Here is a 14,934-nt window from a genome sequence, read left to right as displayed (position 1 = left end):
CTTTAATTTTGGAAATAATCTATTTAACGCTTCCTGAAAATTTTACTGCTGAAATTAAATCGTAATTCTTATTAAATTTAATTTTTAATAAGAAGTTAATATAAAGTTTTTAATTTTCATATGTAACCAAATATCCTTTATTAGCTTTTTTTATGAAATATTAATTCAATATTTGTTTCAACTTTAAAACTTAATACTGTGTGTGGAATTGTTTGTGCTTTCGATTTAAAAGAGAGGTCTGAAGTCTTAAGACCTCAAGTATTAGAAATGGCTAAATGTTTAAGACATCGCGGCCCAGACTGGAGTGGAATTTATAGTGATGAAAAAGCGATTTTGGCGCATGAGCGCCTGGCAATTGTAGATCCTATTTCTGGTGGACAACCTTTATTATCTGACGATAAACAGCTTGTGCTTGCTGCAAATGGAGAAATCTATAATCATAAAGAATTAAGAAGTCAGTTTCCAAATTATAATTTTCAAACAGAATCTGATTGTGAAGTTATCCTTGCGCTTTATAAAGAAAAAGGAGATAGCTTTTTAGATGAATTAAACGGAATTTTTGGTTTTGCTATTTATGATGCCGAAAATGATGAGTATTTTATTGCTCGAGATCATATGGGAATTATTCCTTTATATGTAGGCTGGGATCAAAACGGAACATTTTATGTAGCTTCAGAACTTAAAGCTTTGGAAGGAAAATGTACTAAGATTGAATTGTTTCCTCCCGGGCATTACTTATCTAGTAAAAAGCAAGGTTTTCAAAAATGGTATGAGCGGGACTGGATGGAATATGATGCCGTAAAGGATAATGAAACCAGTATCGAAGATTTAAAGGAAGCTCTTGAAAAAGCGGTACACCGGCAGTTAATGAGTGATGTGCCTTATGGTGTTTTACTTTCAGGTGGCTTAGATTCTTCAATTACTTCTGCAGTTGCCAAATTGTATTCAGAAAAAAGAATAGAGAGTGACGATAAAGATGCGGCTTGGTACCCAAGATTGCACTCTTTTGCCATTGGGTTAGAGGGTTCGCCGGATCTTGCTGCTGCACAAAAAGTGGCCAATCACTTAGACACGGTGCATCACGAAGTGAAATTCACTATACAGGAGGGATTAGATGCGATTAAAGATGTAATTTATCATTTAGAAACTTATGATGTAACAACGATTAGGGCGTCTACTCCTATGTATTTAATGGCTAGAACTATCAAATCTTTGGGGATCAAAATGGTGCTTTCGGGTGAAGGTGCAGATGAATTGTTTGGTGGGTATCTTTACTTTCATAAAGCTCCTAATGCTAAAGAATTTCACGAGGAGACTGTTCGAAAACTAGATAAATTACATCAATATGATTGTTTACGGGCTAATAAATCTCTTTGTGCCTGGGGCATAGAGGGGCGTGTTCCATTCCTGGATAAAGAATTTATGGATGTTGCCATGAGAATAAATCCTAAAGATAAAATGATTACCGGCGAACGTATTGAAAAGTGGGTTTTAAGAAAGGCATTTGAAGATTATTTGCCAGAAAGCGTAGCCTGGAGACAGAAAGAACAATTTTCGGATGGCGTTGGTTATAGTTGGATAGATACTCTTAAAGAATTGGTTAATGCAGAGGTGAGCGATGAACAGCTTAAAAATGCACACTTCAAATTTCCAATTCAGCCACCATCTAGCAAAGAAGAATATTACTACCGATCTATCTTTACCGATCATTTCCCAAGCGATGCGGCAGCAAAGTCAGTACCATCTGTGCCTTCTGTAGCCTGTAGTACACCAACTGCTTTAGAGTGGGATGAATCTTTTAAAAATATGAACGATCCATCAGGTAGAGCAGTGGCAAATGTTCATTCCGATAGTTATAAAAAATTTTAGAAAGACTAATTAAGAAAATTAAATTTTATTAAAAAGCTACCTAAATCTATGGGTAGCTTTTTTTATGGAGTTTTCACTCTCAACATGGTTTGTGAATTGTGTAACCGTAATCTATATGAATTTTCACCAAAAAAAACTATAAGTACTTTGAAAGATAGTGGTTAGGTAAAGGTTTTAACCTCGGGCGATGTGTGAATAATTATCTTCAACAAAATTATCGCTTACTTATATTTGTTCTAAATAGCCCTATAAACAGGCTTGAAAGTTTGTCAGTAAGTGATTTGGAGTGTATTTTTGCTGTTAAATTTCTATAAAATTATCAAACCAATGGGTGGATTTCTAAATTCAACCATAGCAAGAAAAGTTGCTATGGCCTTATCGGGACTTTTTCTGGTCTTATTTTTAGCTCAGCATTTTACCATTAATTTTCTTTCAGTAATTAGTAAAGATTTGTTTAATGAAGTTTCTCATTTTATGGGAACCAACTTTTTTGTACAGGCTTTATTGCAGCCGGTTCTAATTTTTGGAGTGATTTTTCACTTTGTGATGGGGTTTATCCTGGAAGCAAAAAACCGGGGAGCAAGGAACATAAAGTATGTTAAGTTTGCCGGAAATGAAAACTCAAGCTGGGTTTCAAGAAATATGATTTACTCCGGACTTGTAGTTTTAGCTTTTTTAGGACTTCACTTTTACGATTTCTGGTTCCCGGAAATGGTTCATAAATATTTAGAATCGCATCCAGAAGATGTAGCCCGATACTATGATGAGTTAATAGCAAAATTCCAAAGCCCGGTTAGAACAATATTATATGTAATTTCATTTGTATTTTTAGCCCTTCACCTTTACCATGGTTTTTCTTCTTCTTTTCAATCTATTGGTTGGAGAAATAAATACGCTAAAGGACTTAGAGGATTCACCAAGGCTTATGCGATTATCATACCGCTAGGATTTATTTTTATAGCCCTTTTTCACTATATTAATAACCTTTAATACGTAAGATTTATGTCAGTTTTCGATTCAAAAATACCTAAAGGGTCTCTCACAGAAAAGTGGACCAATCATAAAAACAATATCAATCTTGTTAATCCTGCCAACAAACGTAATATAGACGTTATTGTAATAGGAACAGGACTTGCCGGAGGTAGTGCAGCTGCAACTCTTGCGGAATTAGGTTATAATGTAAAAACATTTTGCTACCAGGATTCTCCAAGACGTGCCCACTCTATCGCGGCCCAGGGAGGTATAAATGCTTCAAAAAATTACCAGGGAGACGGCGATTCAGATTACCGTTTGTTTTACGATACCGTAAAAGGGGGCGATTATCGTTCTCGTGAAGGTAACGTATATCGTTTAGCTGAAGTTTCCGGAAATATTATAGATCAATGTGTGGCTCAGGGAGTACCTTTTGCCCGCGAATATGGTGGTTATTTAGATAACCGTTCTTTTGGTGGGGTTTTAGTATCCCGTACTTTTTATGCCAAAGGACAAACAGGACAGCAGTTATTACTGGGAGCATATTCAGCAATGAACCGCCAGATTAACCGTGGAAAAATCAAACCTTATAACCGTCATGAAATGATGGATTTGGTATTGGTAGATGGTAAAGCCCGTGGTATTATTGCGAGAAATATGATTACCGGTGAAATTGAACGCCACTCGGCTCACGCCGTGGTTTTGGCTTCCGGTGGTTATGGTAATGTTTTCTTCCTTTCTACAAACGCGATGGGAAGTAACGTAACGGCCGCCTGGAGAGCACACCGTAGAGGTGCATATTTCGCTAACCCTTGTTATACACAAATTCACCCCACCTGTATTCCGGTTTCCGGAGATCATCAGTCAAAACTTACGTTGATGTCAGAATCTCTACGGAATGATGGCCGAATCTGGGTGCCTAAGAATGAAGAAGATGCGAAAGCAATAAGAGAAGGAAAGAAAAAGCCAACTGAACTTTCAGAAGAAGACAGAGATTATTATTTAGAGCGTCGTTATCCTGCTTTTGGTAACCTTGTGCCTCGAGATGTGGCTTCAAGGGCAGCTAAAGAGCGTTGCGATGCCGGTTATGGAGTAAATAAAACAGGACAGGCAGTTTACCTTGATTTTGCCAGTGCCATAGAGCGTTACGGAAAAGAGAAAGCTTTTACTTCAGGTAATAAAAATGCTTCAAAAGAAGAAATTACAAAACTTGGGAAAGAAGTAGTTGCTTCTAAATATGGAAACCTCTTCGATATGTATCAGAAGATCGTAGACCAGAATCCATATGAAACCCCTATGATGATATACCCTGCTGTTCACTACACTATGGGCGGACTTTGGGTAGATTACAACCTGCAAACTACCATTCCTGGTTGTTATGCTGCCGGAGAAGCAAACTTCTCAGATCACGGCGCTAACAGGCTTGGTGCTTCTGCATTAATGCAGGGACTGGCAGATGGTTATTTCGTATTGCCTTATACCATTGGCGATTATTTATCTGATGATATTCGTACCGGTGCTATCTCTACAGATTCTCCTGAATTTGCTGAAACCGAAAAAGCGGTAACCGAACGTATTGATAAATTAATGAATGCGGGCGGAAAAAAATCGGTAGATTCCTATCACAAGGAATTAGGACTGATTATGTGGAACAAATGCGGAATGGCGCGTAATGCAGAAGGCTTAAAAGAGGCAATTGAAGAAATTGCAGCTTTAAGAGAAGATTTCTGGAAAAACGTAAAAATTCCCGGAAGTGCAACTTCTAAAAACGCCGAGCTTGAAAAAGCAGGTAGAGTAGCCGATTTCCTTGAACTTGGGGAATTGTTCGCTAAAGATGCACTACATAGAAATGAATCTTGTGGAGGGCATTTTAGAGAAGAATACCAAACCGAAGAAGGAGAAGCTTTAAGGGACGATGAGAACTTTAAGTATGTTGCTGCCTGGGAATATAAAGGAAAACCCGCCGATGCCATTCTTCATAAGGAAGACCTGGTATTTGAAAATATAGAATTGAAAACAAGAAGTTATAAATAGAATTGAGATTTAAGTATTGAGTATTAAGAGCTCAATACTAAATACTCACTACTCAATACTTTTAAGATATGAAGCTTAACTTAAAAATATGGCGTCAGGAAAATGCCACTGCTAAAGGAAAAATGGTAGATTATCCTGTAGATGGAATTGATGGAGATATGTCTTTTCTTGAAATGCTGGATATACTTAACGAGCAGTTGGTAGAAAAAGGAGAAGACACTGTTGAATTTGATCACGATTGTCGTGAAGGAATTTGTGGTTCCTGTTCTTTGCAAATTAACGGTGAGCCACACGGGCCAGATAAATTAATCGCTACCTGCCAGTTGCATATGCGTTCTTTTAAAGATGGCGATACTATTTATATAGAGCCATTTAGAGCGAAAGCTTTTCCGGTTATAAAAGACCTTATTGTAGATCGTACCGCATTTGATAGGATTCAACAAGCATGGGGCTATGTTTCGGTAAATACTTCGGGGAATACCATAGACGCCAATACTATGCCTATTGAAAAAGAAAAAGCCGATGAATCTTTTAACGCGGCAACCTGTATTGGTTGTGGAGCTTGTGTAGCTGCTTGTAAAAATGCGAGTGCTATGCTGTTTACTTCAGCAAAAGTTTCTCAATATGCTCTACTTCCGCAAGGTCGCGTAGAAGCTACCGAGCGTGTTCAGGCAATGGTTAGACAAATGGACGAAGAAGGATTTGGAAACTGTAGTAATACAGGAGCCTGCGAAATTGAATGTCCTAAAGGAATTTCTTTAGAAAATATCGCACGAATGAACCGTGAATATCTTGCGGCTAGTGTAAAAGGATAAAACTTCCTTAAATAAAATAAATCAATCCCAAATTCTTTTTGAATTTGGGATTTTTTATGCAAATTAATCAACTATCTCGAGGAAAGCCCAGGAGGTATTTAAAAAAGACAAACTTTACCCAATTTCGAATATCGGGTAATAAAACCCATTCAATGGGATTTAAAAATAAAGCGATGCCAGATTTCAAGAATCTTCCTTCAAAACTTCCCGCCGGTAAAACCAGTATATTTTCTGTGATGAGCGGTTTGGCGAGAAAACACGATGCGATAGATCTTTCCCAGGGTTTTCCGAATTTTGAAACCGATAATCATTTAAAAGAGCTGGTTTGTAAAGCTATGAAGGAGGGGTATAATCAGTATCCACCAATGAATGGCATTCCCGAATTGCGGGAACAAATAGTTTCCAAAATTGAAAATCTCTACGGAAAGAAATACGATGAGGCTTCGGAGATTATTTTTACCGCTGGAGCAACCCAGGCCTTATATTGCGCTATTAACGCTTTTGTGCATCCTGGAGATGAAGTAATTGTTTTTAAACCGGCTTACGACTCTTACGAACCTGATATTAAACTTGCCGGTGGCAAACCTGTTTTAATTGAATTAAAAGGGAGAGATTTTAAAATTGACTGGGAAGAAGTTGAAGAAAAAATCACTTCCAAAACAAGGATGATCGTAATCAATACTCCACATAATCCTACAGGCACTGTTCTTTCGAAAAGCGATATGCAGCGCCTGGAAAAATTGCTGAAAAACACCAATATCATTTTGCTGAGCGATGAGGTCTATGAGCATCTTATTTTTGATAAGGAAGAACATCAAAGTGCTTCTAAATTTCCTGGTTTGGCCGAAAGAGCCATTGTTTGTGCTTCCTTCGGCAAAACTTTTCATAACACCGGTTGGAAAATGGGTTACTGTGTGGCTCCTGAAGTTTTGATGAAAGAGATCATCAAATTTCACCAGGCTACGGTGTTTTGCGTAAACCACCCTATGCAGCGAGCTTTTGCTGAATATTTAAAAAATCCAGATCATTATTTGAGTTTGGGTGATTTTTATCAGCAAAAACGGGATAAATTCCTTGAGCTAATGGAAGGCTCAAAATTTAAAGGAACACCATCAAAAGGAACTTATTTTCAGGTTATGGATTACTCTGAAATTACCGATGAACACGATGTAGATTTTGCAAAAAGATTGATTACTAAACACGGCCTGGCCAGCATTCCGGTTTCCGTATTTCATAAAGATGGAAAAGACCACAAGCAATTGCGTTTCTGCTTTGCCAAAAACGATGAGACCCTGGAAAAAGCTACGGAGATTTTGCATAAATTATAACAACGAGGTTGTCTGAAAAGTCTAGTTTCGTCAAGCTGAGACCCGTGATAAAAAAAATATACTAGTGTAGGAAATAGACGTTCGGCGAGCTTAGCGAGTTTTAAAATCCGTGTTTGAGTGTAGCAAATCAGCAGCGTCAATAATTTTTGAAGCCTTGGAAAAAATTTAGCTGCTGATTTGCGATTTTTTGGCCTTGTAGCCAAAAAAACACCTCCACATAGGACGCCCTTTTTTGTTTCGTTTTTTGGGCGAGCAAAAAATGAAAGAAGAACATTCTAAATAAGGCAATTTTCAATTTAAATTATAGTAGATAATAAGCCTAGATACTAGCATTTTAAAAATACGTAATGGTAACTCGTTTCAGCTTCTAACATGTTTTTAGTTATCAATATCTTAGATCCTGAAATAAATTCAGGATGACGATTTTAATTTTTTTCTGAGTTGCTCAAATAAACCAATGACCATAAACCTCCAAAACCAAACCTTTGAACTTCACCCCAGCGGTGCCGCTTTCTGGAAGGAAGAAGAAATCCTGCTGATAAGTGATGTTCATTTAGGAAAGATCTCGCATTTCAGGAAGTTTGGAAGTGCGGTGCCTCATAAAGCGATCAATGCAAATTTTTTAAGACTGAGTGAAGTAGTGGGGAAATTTCAGCCTAAAATTGTCTGTTTTCTAGGCGATCTTTTTCATAGCGATCTAAATAGTGAATGGAAATTATTCGAAAATTGGCTAGATGCTGTCGAAGCCGAAGTCATTTTAATTGCTGGAAATCACGATATTATTTCTCCTTTAAAATATGAAGAACTGGGCGTAAAAATTCATTCTGAATGGATTTTAGGTGGTTTTTTATTAATCCATCATCCTGAAACCCGGGAAGGGTTCTTCAATATTTGCGGACATATTCACCCGGGTTACCGATTAAACGGAAAAGCAAAGCAAAGCCTTAAATTGCCTTGTTTTTTTCGAAGAAAAGATCAATTGATTTTTCCTGCTTTTGGAGAATTCACCGGGAATTTTATGATGAAGCTAAATGAAGAGGAAAAAGCATACGCGATTACCCAAAATGAAGTAATTTTAATAGAAAACATCTAAGATGGAAAAACGACTTGCGGTACTCAATTTTATCTCGGTAATTTTAATCATTGCGGTTAGTTATATTTCCCAAACGGGAATCATCAACGGGAATACTATGGGCAGCCTTAGCGCCGAATATTATAATCTTTTTACCCCTGCCGGTTATGCTTTTGCGATTTGGGGAGTAATCTTTCTTGCGCTTTTGGCCTTTTCTGGTTATCAACTTTTCCAGGCATTTTCAGCAAAAAATGATCTGGAGTTTTTAAGAAATTCCGGTTACTGGTTTTTAACAGCAAACCTGGCCAATGCTGCCTGGGTTATTGTGTGGCTGTATGAGTTTACGGGAGTTTCAGTATTGCTAATGTTTTTAATTCTTTTCTCTCTTATAAAAATCATCCTGAACACCAATATGGAACGTTGGGATGCACCATTAAAAATCCTGGCTTTTAGCTGGTGGCCTATTTGTCTCTATTCAGGATGGATCGCCGTTGCCAGTATTGCCAATGTTTCAGCTTATCTTTCTAAAATAGGCTGGACAGCGCCGTTTTTCGGTGAAGAAATTTGGACGGTAATTATGATTGCAATAGCTGTTTTCCTTAATATCGCTATGATTTGGCGCAGAAATATGCGTGAATTTGCTGTGGTTGGGGTTTGGGCACTAATCGCTATTTATTTTAGACATTTTGGTGAAATTCCGCTTATCGCATATTCAGCCTTAATTGGTGCAGTTGCTATATTTTCCAATATTATTTATCACGGTTGGCTAAATAAAGAAACAAATCCTATGACCAGACTCTTCAAAAAAACCTAGGTTGTCATCTCTTCTTAGGATACGTCGGGGAGACTTTTAAACCATTCCCTTAATATCACTTGCCCAGCTGGGATAAGTAAAGATCATCTTTTTTAAAGTCTCGCAATCCAGCTTTCCACACATAGCCATCACAAACATATTAATGATCTCTGAAGCTTCCGGGCCTACCAAATGAGCACCGAGTACGAGTCCGGTTTTTTTATCTACCAGCGTCTTATAAGCATAAATCTTTTCATTTATATGTTTTGCATTAAACCAATCGGGAACCAATTTATGTTCTAAGGTATAGTCGTATCCTTTCTCCTTAGCTTCTTTTTCTGAAAGTCCTACGGAAGCCAATTTTGGTAAGGTATAGACAACGGTGGGTTGAGGTGGATATTCGGCTTTTTTAGGTTCTTTTCTGTTTAATAAGTTTGCTGAAACCACTTTAGATTCCTGTGAAGAAAGCGGGGTTAAAGGCAGACCTTCACTGTCTGAAACATCGCCACAGGCATATACATTTTTGTTCGTAGTGTTTTGAAGAAATTCGTTAACAGTAATTCCTTTTTTAGAAAAAGCCACATTACCTTTTTCCAGCTCCAGATCTTCAATGGAAGGGACACGCCCTGCGGTATTAAAAACCATTTCAGCTTTTGCCGAAACTTCTTTCCCGTCCTGAATAGCTTTTACCCTAAAGTTTTTTTGCAGTTTTTCAATTTCATTTACTTCGGCATTAAAAATAAAATCGATACCTAATTCTTCTTCCGAAACCTGCTGGATGTAGTTTACCATATCTTCATCAAAATTGGAAAGTGAGCGCGGCGCGAAATCCATCATCGTTACCTTTACTCCAAAACGGGCTGCGATATGGGCGAACTCCATTCCAATATAACCGGCACCTATAAAAATCATAGTTTCTGGTAGTTCTTTTAAATCCAGAAAATCTTCGCTTAAAAGGGCGTACTCTTCGCCAGGTATTTTTAAAGGCATAGCTTTTTGCCCGGTAGCGATCACGATCTTATCGGCAGTTACCGTTTTGCCTTCTACAGAGAGCGTATTTTCATCTAAAAATTTGGGAGACTGGTGGTACATTTTGATATCCAGCGCTGCAAGGTCTTTTTCGGTAGCGGCGGGAATGGCATCTACAAAAGTTTTTTTAAAAGTCATTAGATCGCTCCAATTTGCCTCGGGCATTCTGGTAATTCCCTTGCCCTGCATTTTAGTGGAGCGATCTATAATTTCGGTAAAACCAACCAATACTTTTTTGGGATCACAACCACGATTTGGGCAGGTGCCGCCATACTCTCTATTATCGGCGATGGCAACTTTCCATCCCGCGCTAGCGCAGTCTTTGGCAACACCTTTCCCGGCGGTACCGGTTCCTATTACAAATACATCAAAATGCTCAAATCCCATAATAAATTGTTTCTATCAGCAAATTAGCCAACCAAACGCGTTTTTGCTGTTATGGAAATGGTAAATTCTAACCATAAAAGGATACTTGAAGAAGAATTCCTATGAATCCTAGGAGATATTAGTTTTAAGAAGTATTTCGAGCAATTCAGAGTAAGTCAGGATCTTTGTTTTATTTACTTTCTTGAGAATTAGTAAATCTTTATCTCCCGTAACTAAATAGTCTGCATTTCCATCTATCGCGAGATTTAATAGAAAATCATCCTTCTCGTCCCGACAAATTTTTGATTTTGAAGTAATATTAATCAAATCAGCAAATTGATCAAACATATTTAAGAGCTTTTCAACATCTTTTTTAGCAAAGAATTTCTTGAATTTTGGTCGTTTTACAACTTCTATAAATTCTTCTAGTAATTCATTTGAAAAGATTAAAACCACTTTTTCGGTTTTAATCAATTGATCAATTTCCATGTGATTTTTTGAAATCAAAAAGCTAATCCAGAGATTTGTATCGAGGATTATTCTTTTACTCTTCATCTATGCATAAATTCATAAACCATTGATATGGTTTTTTATGTTAGTTGGTATTGCCATTCTTTTTAAATGCCCATTATGGGCTTTCATAGCGTGATCTTCTCAAGGCTTCTACCTCTTTAGTTATGTCTTCCAGACTTAATTTTTCGGTCGATTTAGATCTTAGTTTAGTAAGAAGAGTAGAGAAATCGGTTTTTTGCGAAGGCTTAATTTTTATCAAATTAAGATCGGCCAAATCTTTAAGTAGTTTCTTGGCTTTTGGATTTAATATGTCAATTTGAAAAGTTTCCATTTCCTCTTTTCGTAAAGCTAAGCATTATTTTTCATTTCAGTAATGAATAAATTTTGAGTCAGGTGCTAATTTATCCCCTATTTAATTCTTGGAAATATCCCGCAAAGAAAAAAGTATAAATCAACTAACGTTAAAAAAATGTTGAGGGGTTGCGGGACAATATTTCTGCAATTATCTTTGCGCCAATGAGTAAAACTATTATCGCCCAAAGCTTTGCACAATCCCCGCAACAGCAGGAATTGAGGGATTCCCTTGTCTCTTCTGAAAAAAATCGTACTAAAATTCAACTAAAAGGCCTTGTTGGTTCTGCTTTTTCTTTTGTTGCAGCCAATGCATTTAAAGAAGCGGAAAAACCCTTTTTGCTGATTTTTAACGATAAAGAAGAAGCGGCTTACTACCTAAACGACCTTGAGCAATTGGTAGGGGAAAAAAATGTGCTTTTCTATCCAGGTAGTTATCGCCGCCCTTATCAAATTGAAGAAACCGATAATGCGAATGTATTATTACGGGCCGAGGTTTTAAACCGAATTAACTCCCGTAAAAAACCGGCGATAATCGTTACTTATCCCGACGCTTTATTTGAAAAAGTAGTTACTCGAAAAGAACTGGATAGAAGCACGTTGAAAATTTCTGTTGAAGATGAACTTTCTATAGATTTTATAAACGAGGTTTTATTCGAATATAAATTTAAACGGGTAGATTTTGTAACTGAACCGGGTGAATTCTCAGTGCGTGGCGGAATTATAGATGTATTTTCCTTTAGTAATGATGAGCCTTATAGAATTGAATTCTTTGGCGATGAAGTAGATAGCATTAGAAGTTTTGATGTAGAAACCCAGCTTTCTACAGATAAGGTGAAGAAAATTTCGGTGATGCCGAATGTTGAAAACAAGCATTTGGATGAAATACGGGAAAGTTTTCTAAAATATATTTCAGATAAAACGGTGGTTTTCGTTAAAAACCTGGACTTGCTTACCGCGCAGGCCGATAAACTTTTTAGCAAGGCAGAAGAAGCTTTTGATAAGCTCTCTGAAGATGTAAAACACAGCAAACCAAAAGAGTTGTTTTGTGATGGTCAGTTAATTAAAAGTCAGCTGGAAGAATATGCCGTTGTAGAGCTGAGTAATCAATCCTATTTTCGTCATCCTGAACTTGTTTCAGAGCCTGCCCCGATTTTTGATCGGGGATCTAAGTCGAAAGAGACTTCGAATCAAGTCGAGGGTGACGCTGGGGTTAAACTTATCGAGTTTCAAACAAAACCCCAGCCTTCTTTCAATAAGCAATTCGATTTACTGATCGATAACTTAATTGAAAATCAGGAAAACGGGTATACTAATTATATTTTCTGCGTAAGTGAACAGCAAGCGAAGCGATTCCACGATATCTTTGATGACCAGGAACGTAAAGTGAAATACCAAACAATTACTTTGGCTTTATTCCAGGGATTTATAGATGAAGCGGGGAAAAACATTTGTTATACCGATCACCAGATCTTTGAGCGCTATCATAAATTTCATTTTAAAAATGGTTACGCTAAAAAACAGGCAATTACGATTAAAGAACTTAGTAATCTTGAAGTCGGTGATTATGTGACGCATATTGACCACGGAATAGGGAAATTTGGCGGACTTCAGAAAATTGACGTAGAAGGCAAAAAACAGGAGGCCATTAAGCTGTTTTATGGCGAACGCGATATTTTATATCTCAGCATTCATTCGCTACATAAAATTTCAAAATATAACGGAAAAGATGGCAAAGAGCCCAAGATCTTTAAATTGGGCAGCAATGCCTGGAAGAAATTAAAGCAAAAGACCAAAGCCCGGGTTAAGCATATTGCCTATAATTTAATTGAACTTTACGCAAAACGTCGCTTGCAAAAGGGTTTTGCCTTTGGGCCGGATTCTTACTTACAGCACGAGCTGGAAGCGTCTTTTATGTATGAAGACACGCCAGATCAAAGCACCGCGACCCAGGCGGTAAAGGAAGATATGGAAAACGAGCGCCCTATGGATCGCTTGGTTTGTGGTGATGTTGGTTTTGGAAAAACCGAGGTTGCCATTAGGGCAGCTTTTAAAGCGGTAGATAACGGCAAGCAGGTTGCGATTTTAGTGCCTACCACTATTTTGGCGTTTCAACATCATGAAACTTTCACTGAACGTTTAAAAGATTTTCCGGTTACGGTAGATTATTTAAATAGGTTTAGGACCACCAAAGAACGCCGGGATACTCTAGCCGATCTTGAAAGCGGAAAAGTAGATATCGTTATTGGAACACATCAACTGGTTAATAAAGCGGTGAAATTTAAAGACCTGGGATTACTAATTGTAGATGAAGAACAGAAATTCGGAGTTTCGGTAAAAGATAAGCTGAAGACCATAAAAGAAAATGTAGATACGCTTACGCTTACAGCCACACCAATTCCGCGAACCCTTCAGTTTAGTTTAATGGCTGCGCGAGATTTATCTACCATTACCACACCGCCACCAAATAGATATCCAATAGAAACCAATGTAATTCGTTTTTCCGAAGAAACTATTCGGGATGCGGTTTCTTATGAAATTCAGCGTGGCGGGCAGGTTTTCTTTATTCATAATAGAATTGAAAATATTAAAGAAGTCGCGGGGATGATTCAGCGCGTAGTGCCTGATGCAAAGATAGGCGTGGGTCACGGCCAGATGGAAGGAAAGAAACTGGAAAGATTGATGCTGAGTTTTATCAATGGCGAGTTTGACGTTTTGGTTTCTACTACAATCGTGGAAAGCGGACTCGATGTCACCAACGCGAACACTATTTTTATCAATAACGCGAACAATTTTGGGGTTTCAGATTTGCACCAAATGCGGGGTAGGGTAGGCCGAAGCAATAAAAAAGCATTCTGTTACTTTATTACGCCGCCGTATTCGGTAATGACCGAAGATGCGCGTAAGAGAATTAGCGCTTTAGAGCAATTTTCTGAATTGGGAAGCGGAATAAATATCGCGATGAAAGATTTAGAAATTCGTGGCGCCGGTGATTTATTGGGCGGCGAACAAAGCGGATTTATCAATGAAATTGGCTTTGATACTTATCAAAAAATCCTGAATGAAGCGATTGAGGAATTAAAAGAAAACGAATTCCAGGAATTGTACAGCGAATCTGAAAATATAGAGGATAAAACTTTTGTAAAAGATGCGCAAATCGATACCGATTTTGAGATTCTTTTCCCTGATGATTATATAAATAATATTACCGAAAGGCTAAATTTATATACGCAGTTAAACAAAATAACTTCGGAAGAAGACTTGAAAAAATTCGAGGCTGAACTTGTAGATCGCTTTGGGGAATTACCAATCCAAGCGGTAGATTTACTTAATAGTGTGAGAATAAAATGGATCGCGGCGAGTATAGGTTTGGAAAAAATTATCCTTAAACAAGGAAAATTGATAGGTTATTTTATATCCGATCAGCAATCCAGGTTTTACCAAACCAATACGTTTACCAAAGTGCTGCAATATGTGCAAACGCATAAGCATAAATGTACAATGAAAGAGAAGAAAACCCGAAACGGTTTACGTTTGCTCTTAACTTTTGAAAAGATTACCTCTATAGAAAGTGCTTTAAAAGTTTTAGAGCCTTTGGATTTTAGGGTGAAGGAAGAAGAAGTAGAAAAGACTGCTTAAATGTTCCCATTCTTTTTAAGGAGGGTGGCCGAAAGGCCGGGGTGGTTGAACCCTTCCGTCATTCCTTCGAAATGCCACCTTCCCTTAGAAAGGGAAGGAGCTTTTGATATATCAGACCTCACAGGTTTTTAAAACCTGTGAGGTCTTTCTTAT

The 14,934-nt window shown here is 37.6% G+C and carries 11 protein-coding genes; 8 read left to right on the top strand and 3 right to left on the bottom strand.

From position 1 onward, the window contains the following. Positions 1-198: 198 nt before the first annotated feature. The 7 genes from asnB to B5488_RS10535 all read left to right on the top strand — a co-directional run bounded on the left by asnB (position 199) and on the right by B5488_RS10535 (position 8,904). Positions 199-1,869 (top strand): asparagine synthase B, encoded by a 1,671-nt coding sequence (gene asnB, locus B5488_RS10565; protein WP_079735229.1) that lies wholly within the window; start codon positions 199-201, stop codon positions 1,867-1,869. A 327-nt stretch (positions 1,870-2,196) separates the two neighbouring features. Continuing rightward, entirely contained in the window at positions 2,197-2,859 is a 663-nt protein-coding gene (locus tag B5488_RS10560) for a succinate dehydrogenase cytochrome b subunit (protein WP_079736585.1), read from the top strand. 12 nt (positions 2,860-2,871) lie between these two features. Further along, positions 2,872-4,875 carry a fumarate reductase/succinate dehydrogenase flavoprotein subunit gene (locus tag B5488_RS10555; RefSeq protein ID WP_079735228.1) on the top strand — a complete coding sequence of 668 codons (2,004 nt, stop codon included), beginning with the start codon at positions 2,872-2,874 and terminating at the stop codon, positions 4,873-4,875. A 68-nt stretch (positions 4,876-4,943) separates the two neighbouring features. Continuing rightward, positions 4,944-5,690 carry a succinate dehydrogenase/fumarate reductase iron-sulfur subunit gene (locus B5488_RS10550; RefSeq protein ID WP_079735227.1) on the top strand — a complete coding sequence of 249 codons (747 nt, stop codon included), beginning with the start codon at positions 4,944-4,946 and terminating at the stop codon, positions 5,688-5,690. Between the two features lie 152 nt (positions 5,691-5,842). Beyond that, entirely contained in the window at positions 5,843-7,018 is a 1,176-nt protein-coding gene (locus B5488_RS10545) for a methionine aminotransferase (protein WP_231919726.1), read from the top strand. Positions 7,019-7,475: 457 nt separating this feature from the next. After that, positions 7,476-8,111, top strand: coding sequence for a ligase-associated DNA damage response endonuclease PdeM (gene pdeM, locus B5488_RS10540; protein ID WP_079735226.1), 636 nt, complete (start codon positions 7,476-7,478; stop codon positions 8,109-8,111). Position 8,112: 1 nt separating this feature from the next. Continuing rightward, on the top strand, positions 8,113-8,904 hold the full coding sequence (locus tag B5488_RS10535) for a hypothetical protein (protein ID WP_079735225.1): 792 nt from the start codon (positions 8,113-8,115) through the stop codon (positions 8,902-8,904). A 36-nt stretch (positions 8,905-8,940) separates the two neighbouring features. On the opposite strand, the gene B5488_RS10530 is transcribed toward B5488_RS10535, so the two are convergent. From B5488_RS10530 to B5488_RS10520, 3 genes are all read right to left on the bottom strand, one after another. Then, the gene (locus B5488_RS10530; protein ID WP_079735224.1) at positions 8,941-10,299 is read right to left on the bottom strand and encodes a dihydrolipoyl dehydrogenase family protein; all 1,359 of its coding nucleotides are present in this window, start codon (positions 10,297-10,299) and stop codon (positions 8,941-8,943) included. A 108-nt stretch (positions 10,300-10,407) separates the two neighbouring features. Next, on the bottom strand, positions 10,408-10,833 hold the full coding sequence (locus B5488_RS10525; protein WP_079735223.1) for a putative toxin-antitoxin system toxin component, PIN family: 426 nt from the start codon (positions 10,831-10,833) through the stop codon (positions 10,408-10,410). Between the two features lie 73 nt (positions 10,834-10,906). Next, positions 10,907-11,122 carry a hypothetical protein gene (locus tag B5488_RS10520; protein ID WP_079735222.1) on the bottom strand — a complete coding sequence of 72 codons (216 nt, stop codon included), beginning with the start codon at positions 11,120-11,122 and terminating at the stop codon, positions 10,907-10,909. Positions 11,123-11,307: 185 nt separating this feature from the next. Between B5488_RS10520 and mfd the strand changes: the two genes are divergently transcribed. Beyond that, positions 11,308-14,781, top strand: coding sequence for a transcription-repair coupling factor (gene mfd / locus B5488_RS10515; protein ID WP_079736583.1), 3,474 nt, complete (start codon positions 11,308-11,310; stop codon positions 14,779-14,781). Positions 14,782-14,934 lie beyond the last annotated feature (153 nt).

Source organism: Salegentibacter salegens, from assembly GCF_900142975.1.
Classification (GTDB): domain Bacteria; phylum Bacteroidota; class Bacteroidia; order Flavobacteriales; family Flavobacteriaceae; genus Salegentibacter; species Salegentibacter salegens.
The sequence above is the reverse complement of the archived record's forward strand: the minus strand, read 5'-3'. Positions and strand labels throughout refer to the sequence as shown.

Excerpts from the sequence above, each read along its gene's own strand:
- B5488_RS10545 (WP_231919726.1), top strand. The coding sequence starts at position 5,843 with ATGGGATTTAAAAATAAAGCGATGCCAGATTTCAAGAATCTTCCTTCA.
- mfd (WP_079736583.1), top strand. The coding sequence starts at position 11,308 with ATGAGTAAAACTATTATCGCCCAAAGCTTTGCACAATCCCCGCAACAG.
- B5488_RS10560 (WP_079736585.1), top strand. The coding sequence starts at position 2,197 with ATGGGTGGATTTCTAAATTCAACCATAGCAAGAAAAGTTGCTATGGCC.
- B5488_RS10535 (WP_079735225.1), top strand. The coding sequence starts at position 8,113 with ATGGAAAAACGACTTGCGGTACTCAATTTTATCTCGGTAATTTTAATC.
- B5488_RS10550 (WP_079735227.1), top strand. The coding sequence starts at position 4,944 with ATGAAGCTTAACTTAAAAATATGGCGTCAGGAAAATGCCACTGCTAAA.
- B5488_RS10520 (WP_079735222.1), bottom strand. The coding sequence starts at position 11,122 with ATGGAAACTTTTCAAATTGACATATTAAATCCAAAAGCCAAGAAACTA.
- pdeM (WP_079735226.1), top strand. The coding sequence starts at position 7,476 with ATGACCATAAACCTCCAAAACCAAACCTTTGAACTTCACCCCAGCGGT.
- B5488_RS10555 (WP_079735228.1), top strand. The coding sequence starts at position 2,872 with ATGTCAGTTTTCGATTCAAAAATACCTAAAGGGTCTCTCACAGAAAAG.
- B5488_RS10530 (WP_079735224.1), bottom strand. The coding sequence starts at position 10,299 with ATGGGATTTGAGCATTTTGATGTATTTGTAATAGGAACCGGTACCGCC.
- B5488_RS10525 (WP_079735223.1), bottom strand. The coding sequence starts at position 10,833 with ATGAAGAGTAAAAGAATAATCCTCGATACAAATCTCTGGATTAGCTTT.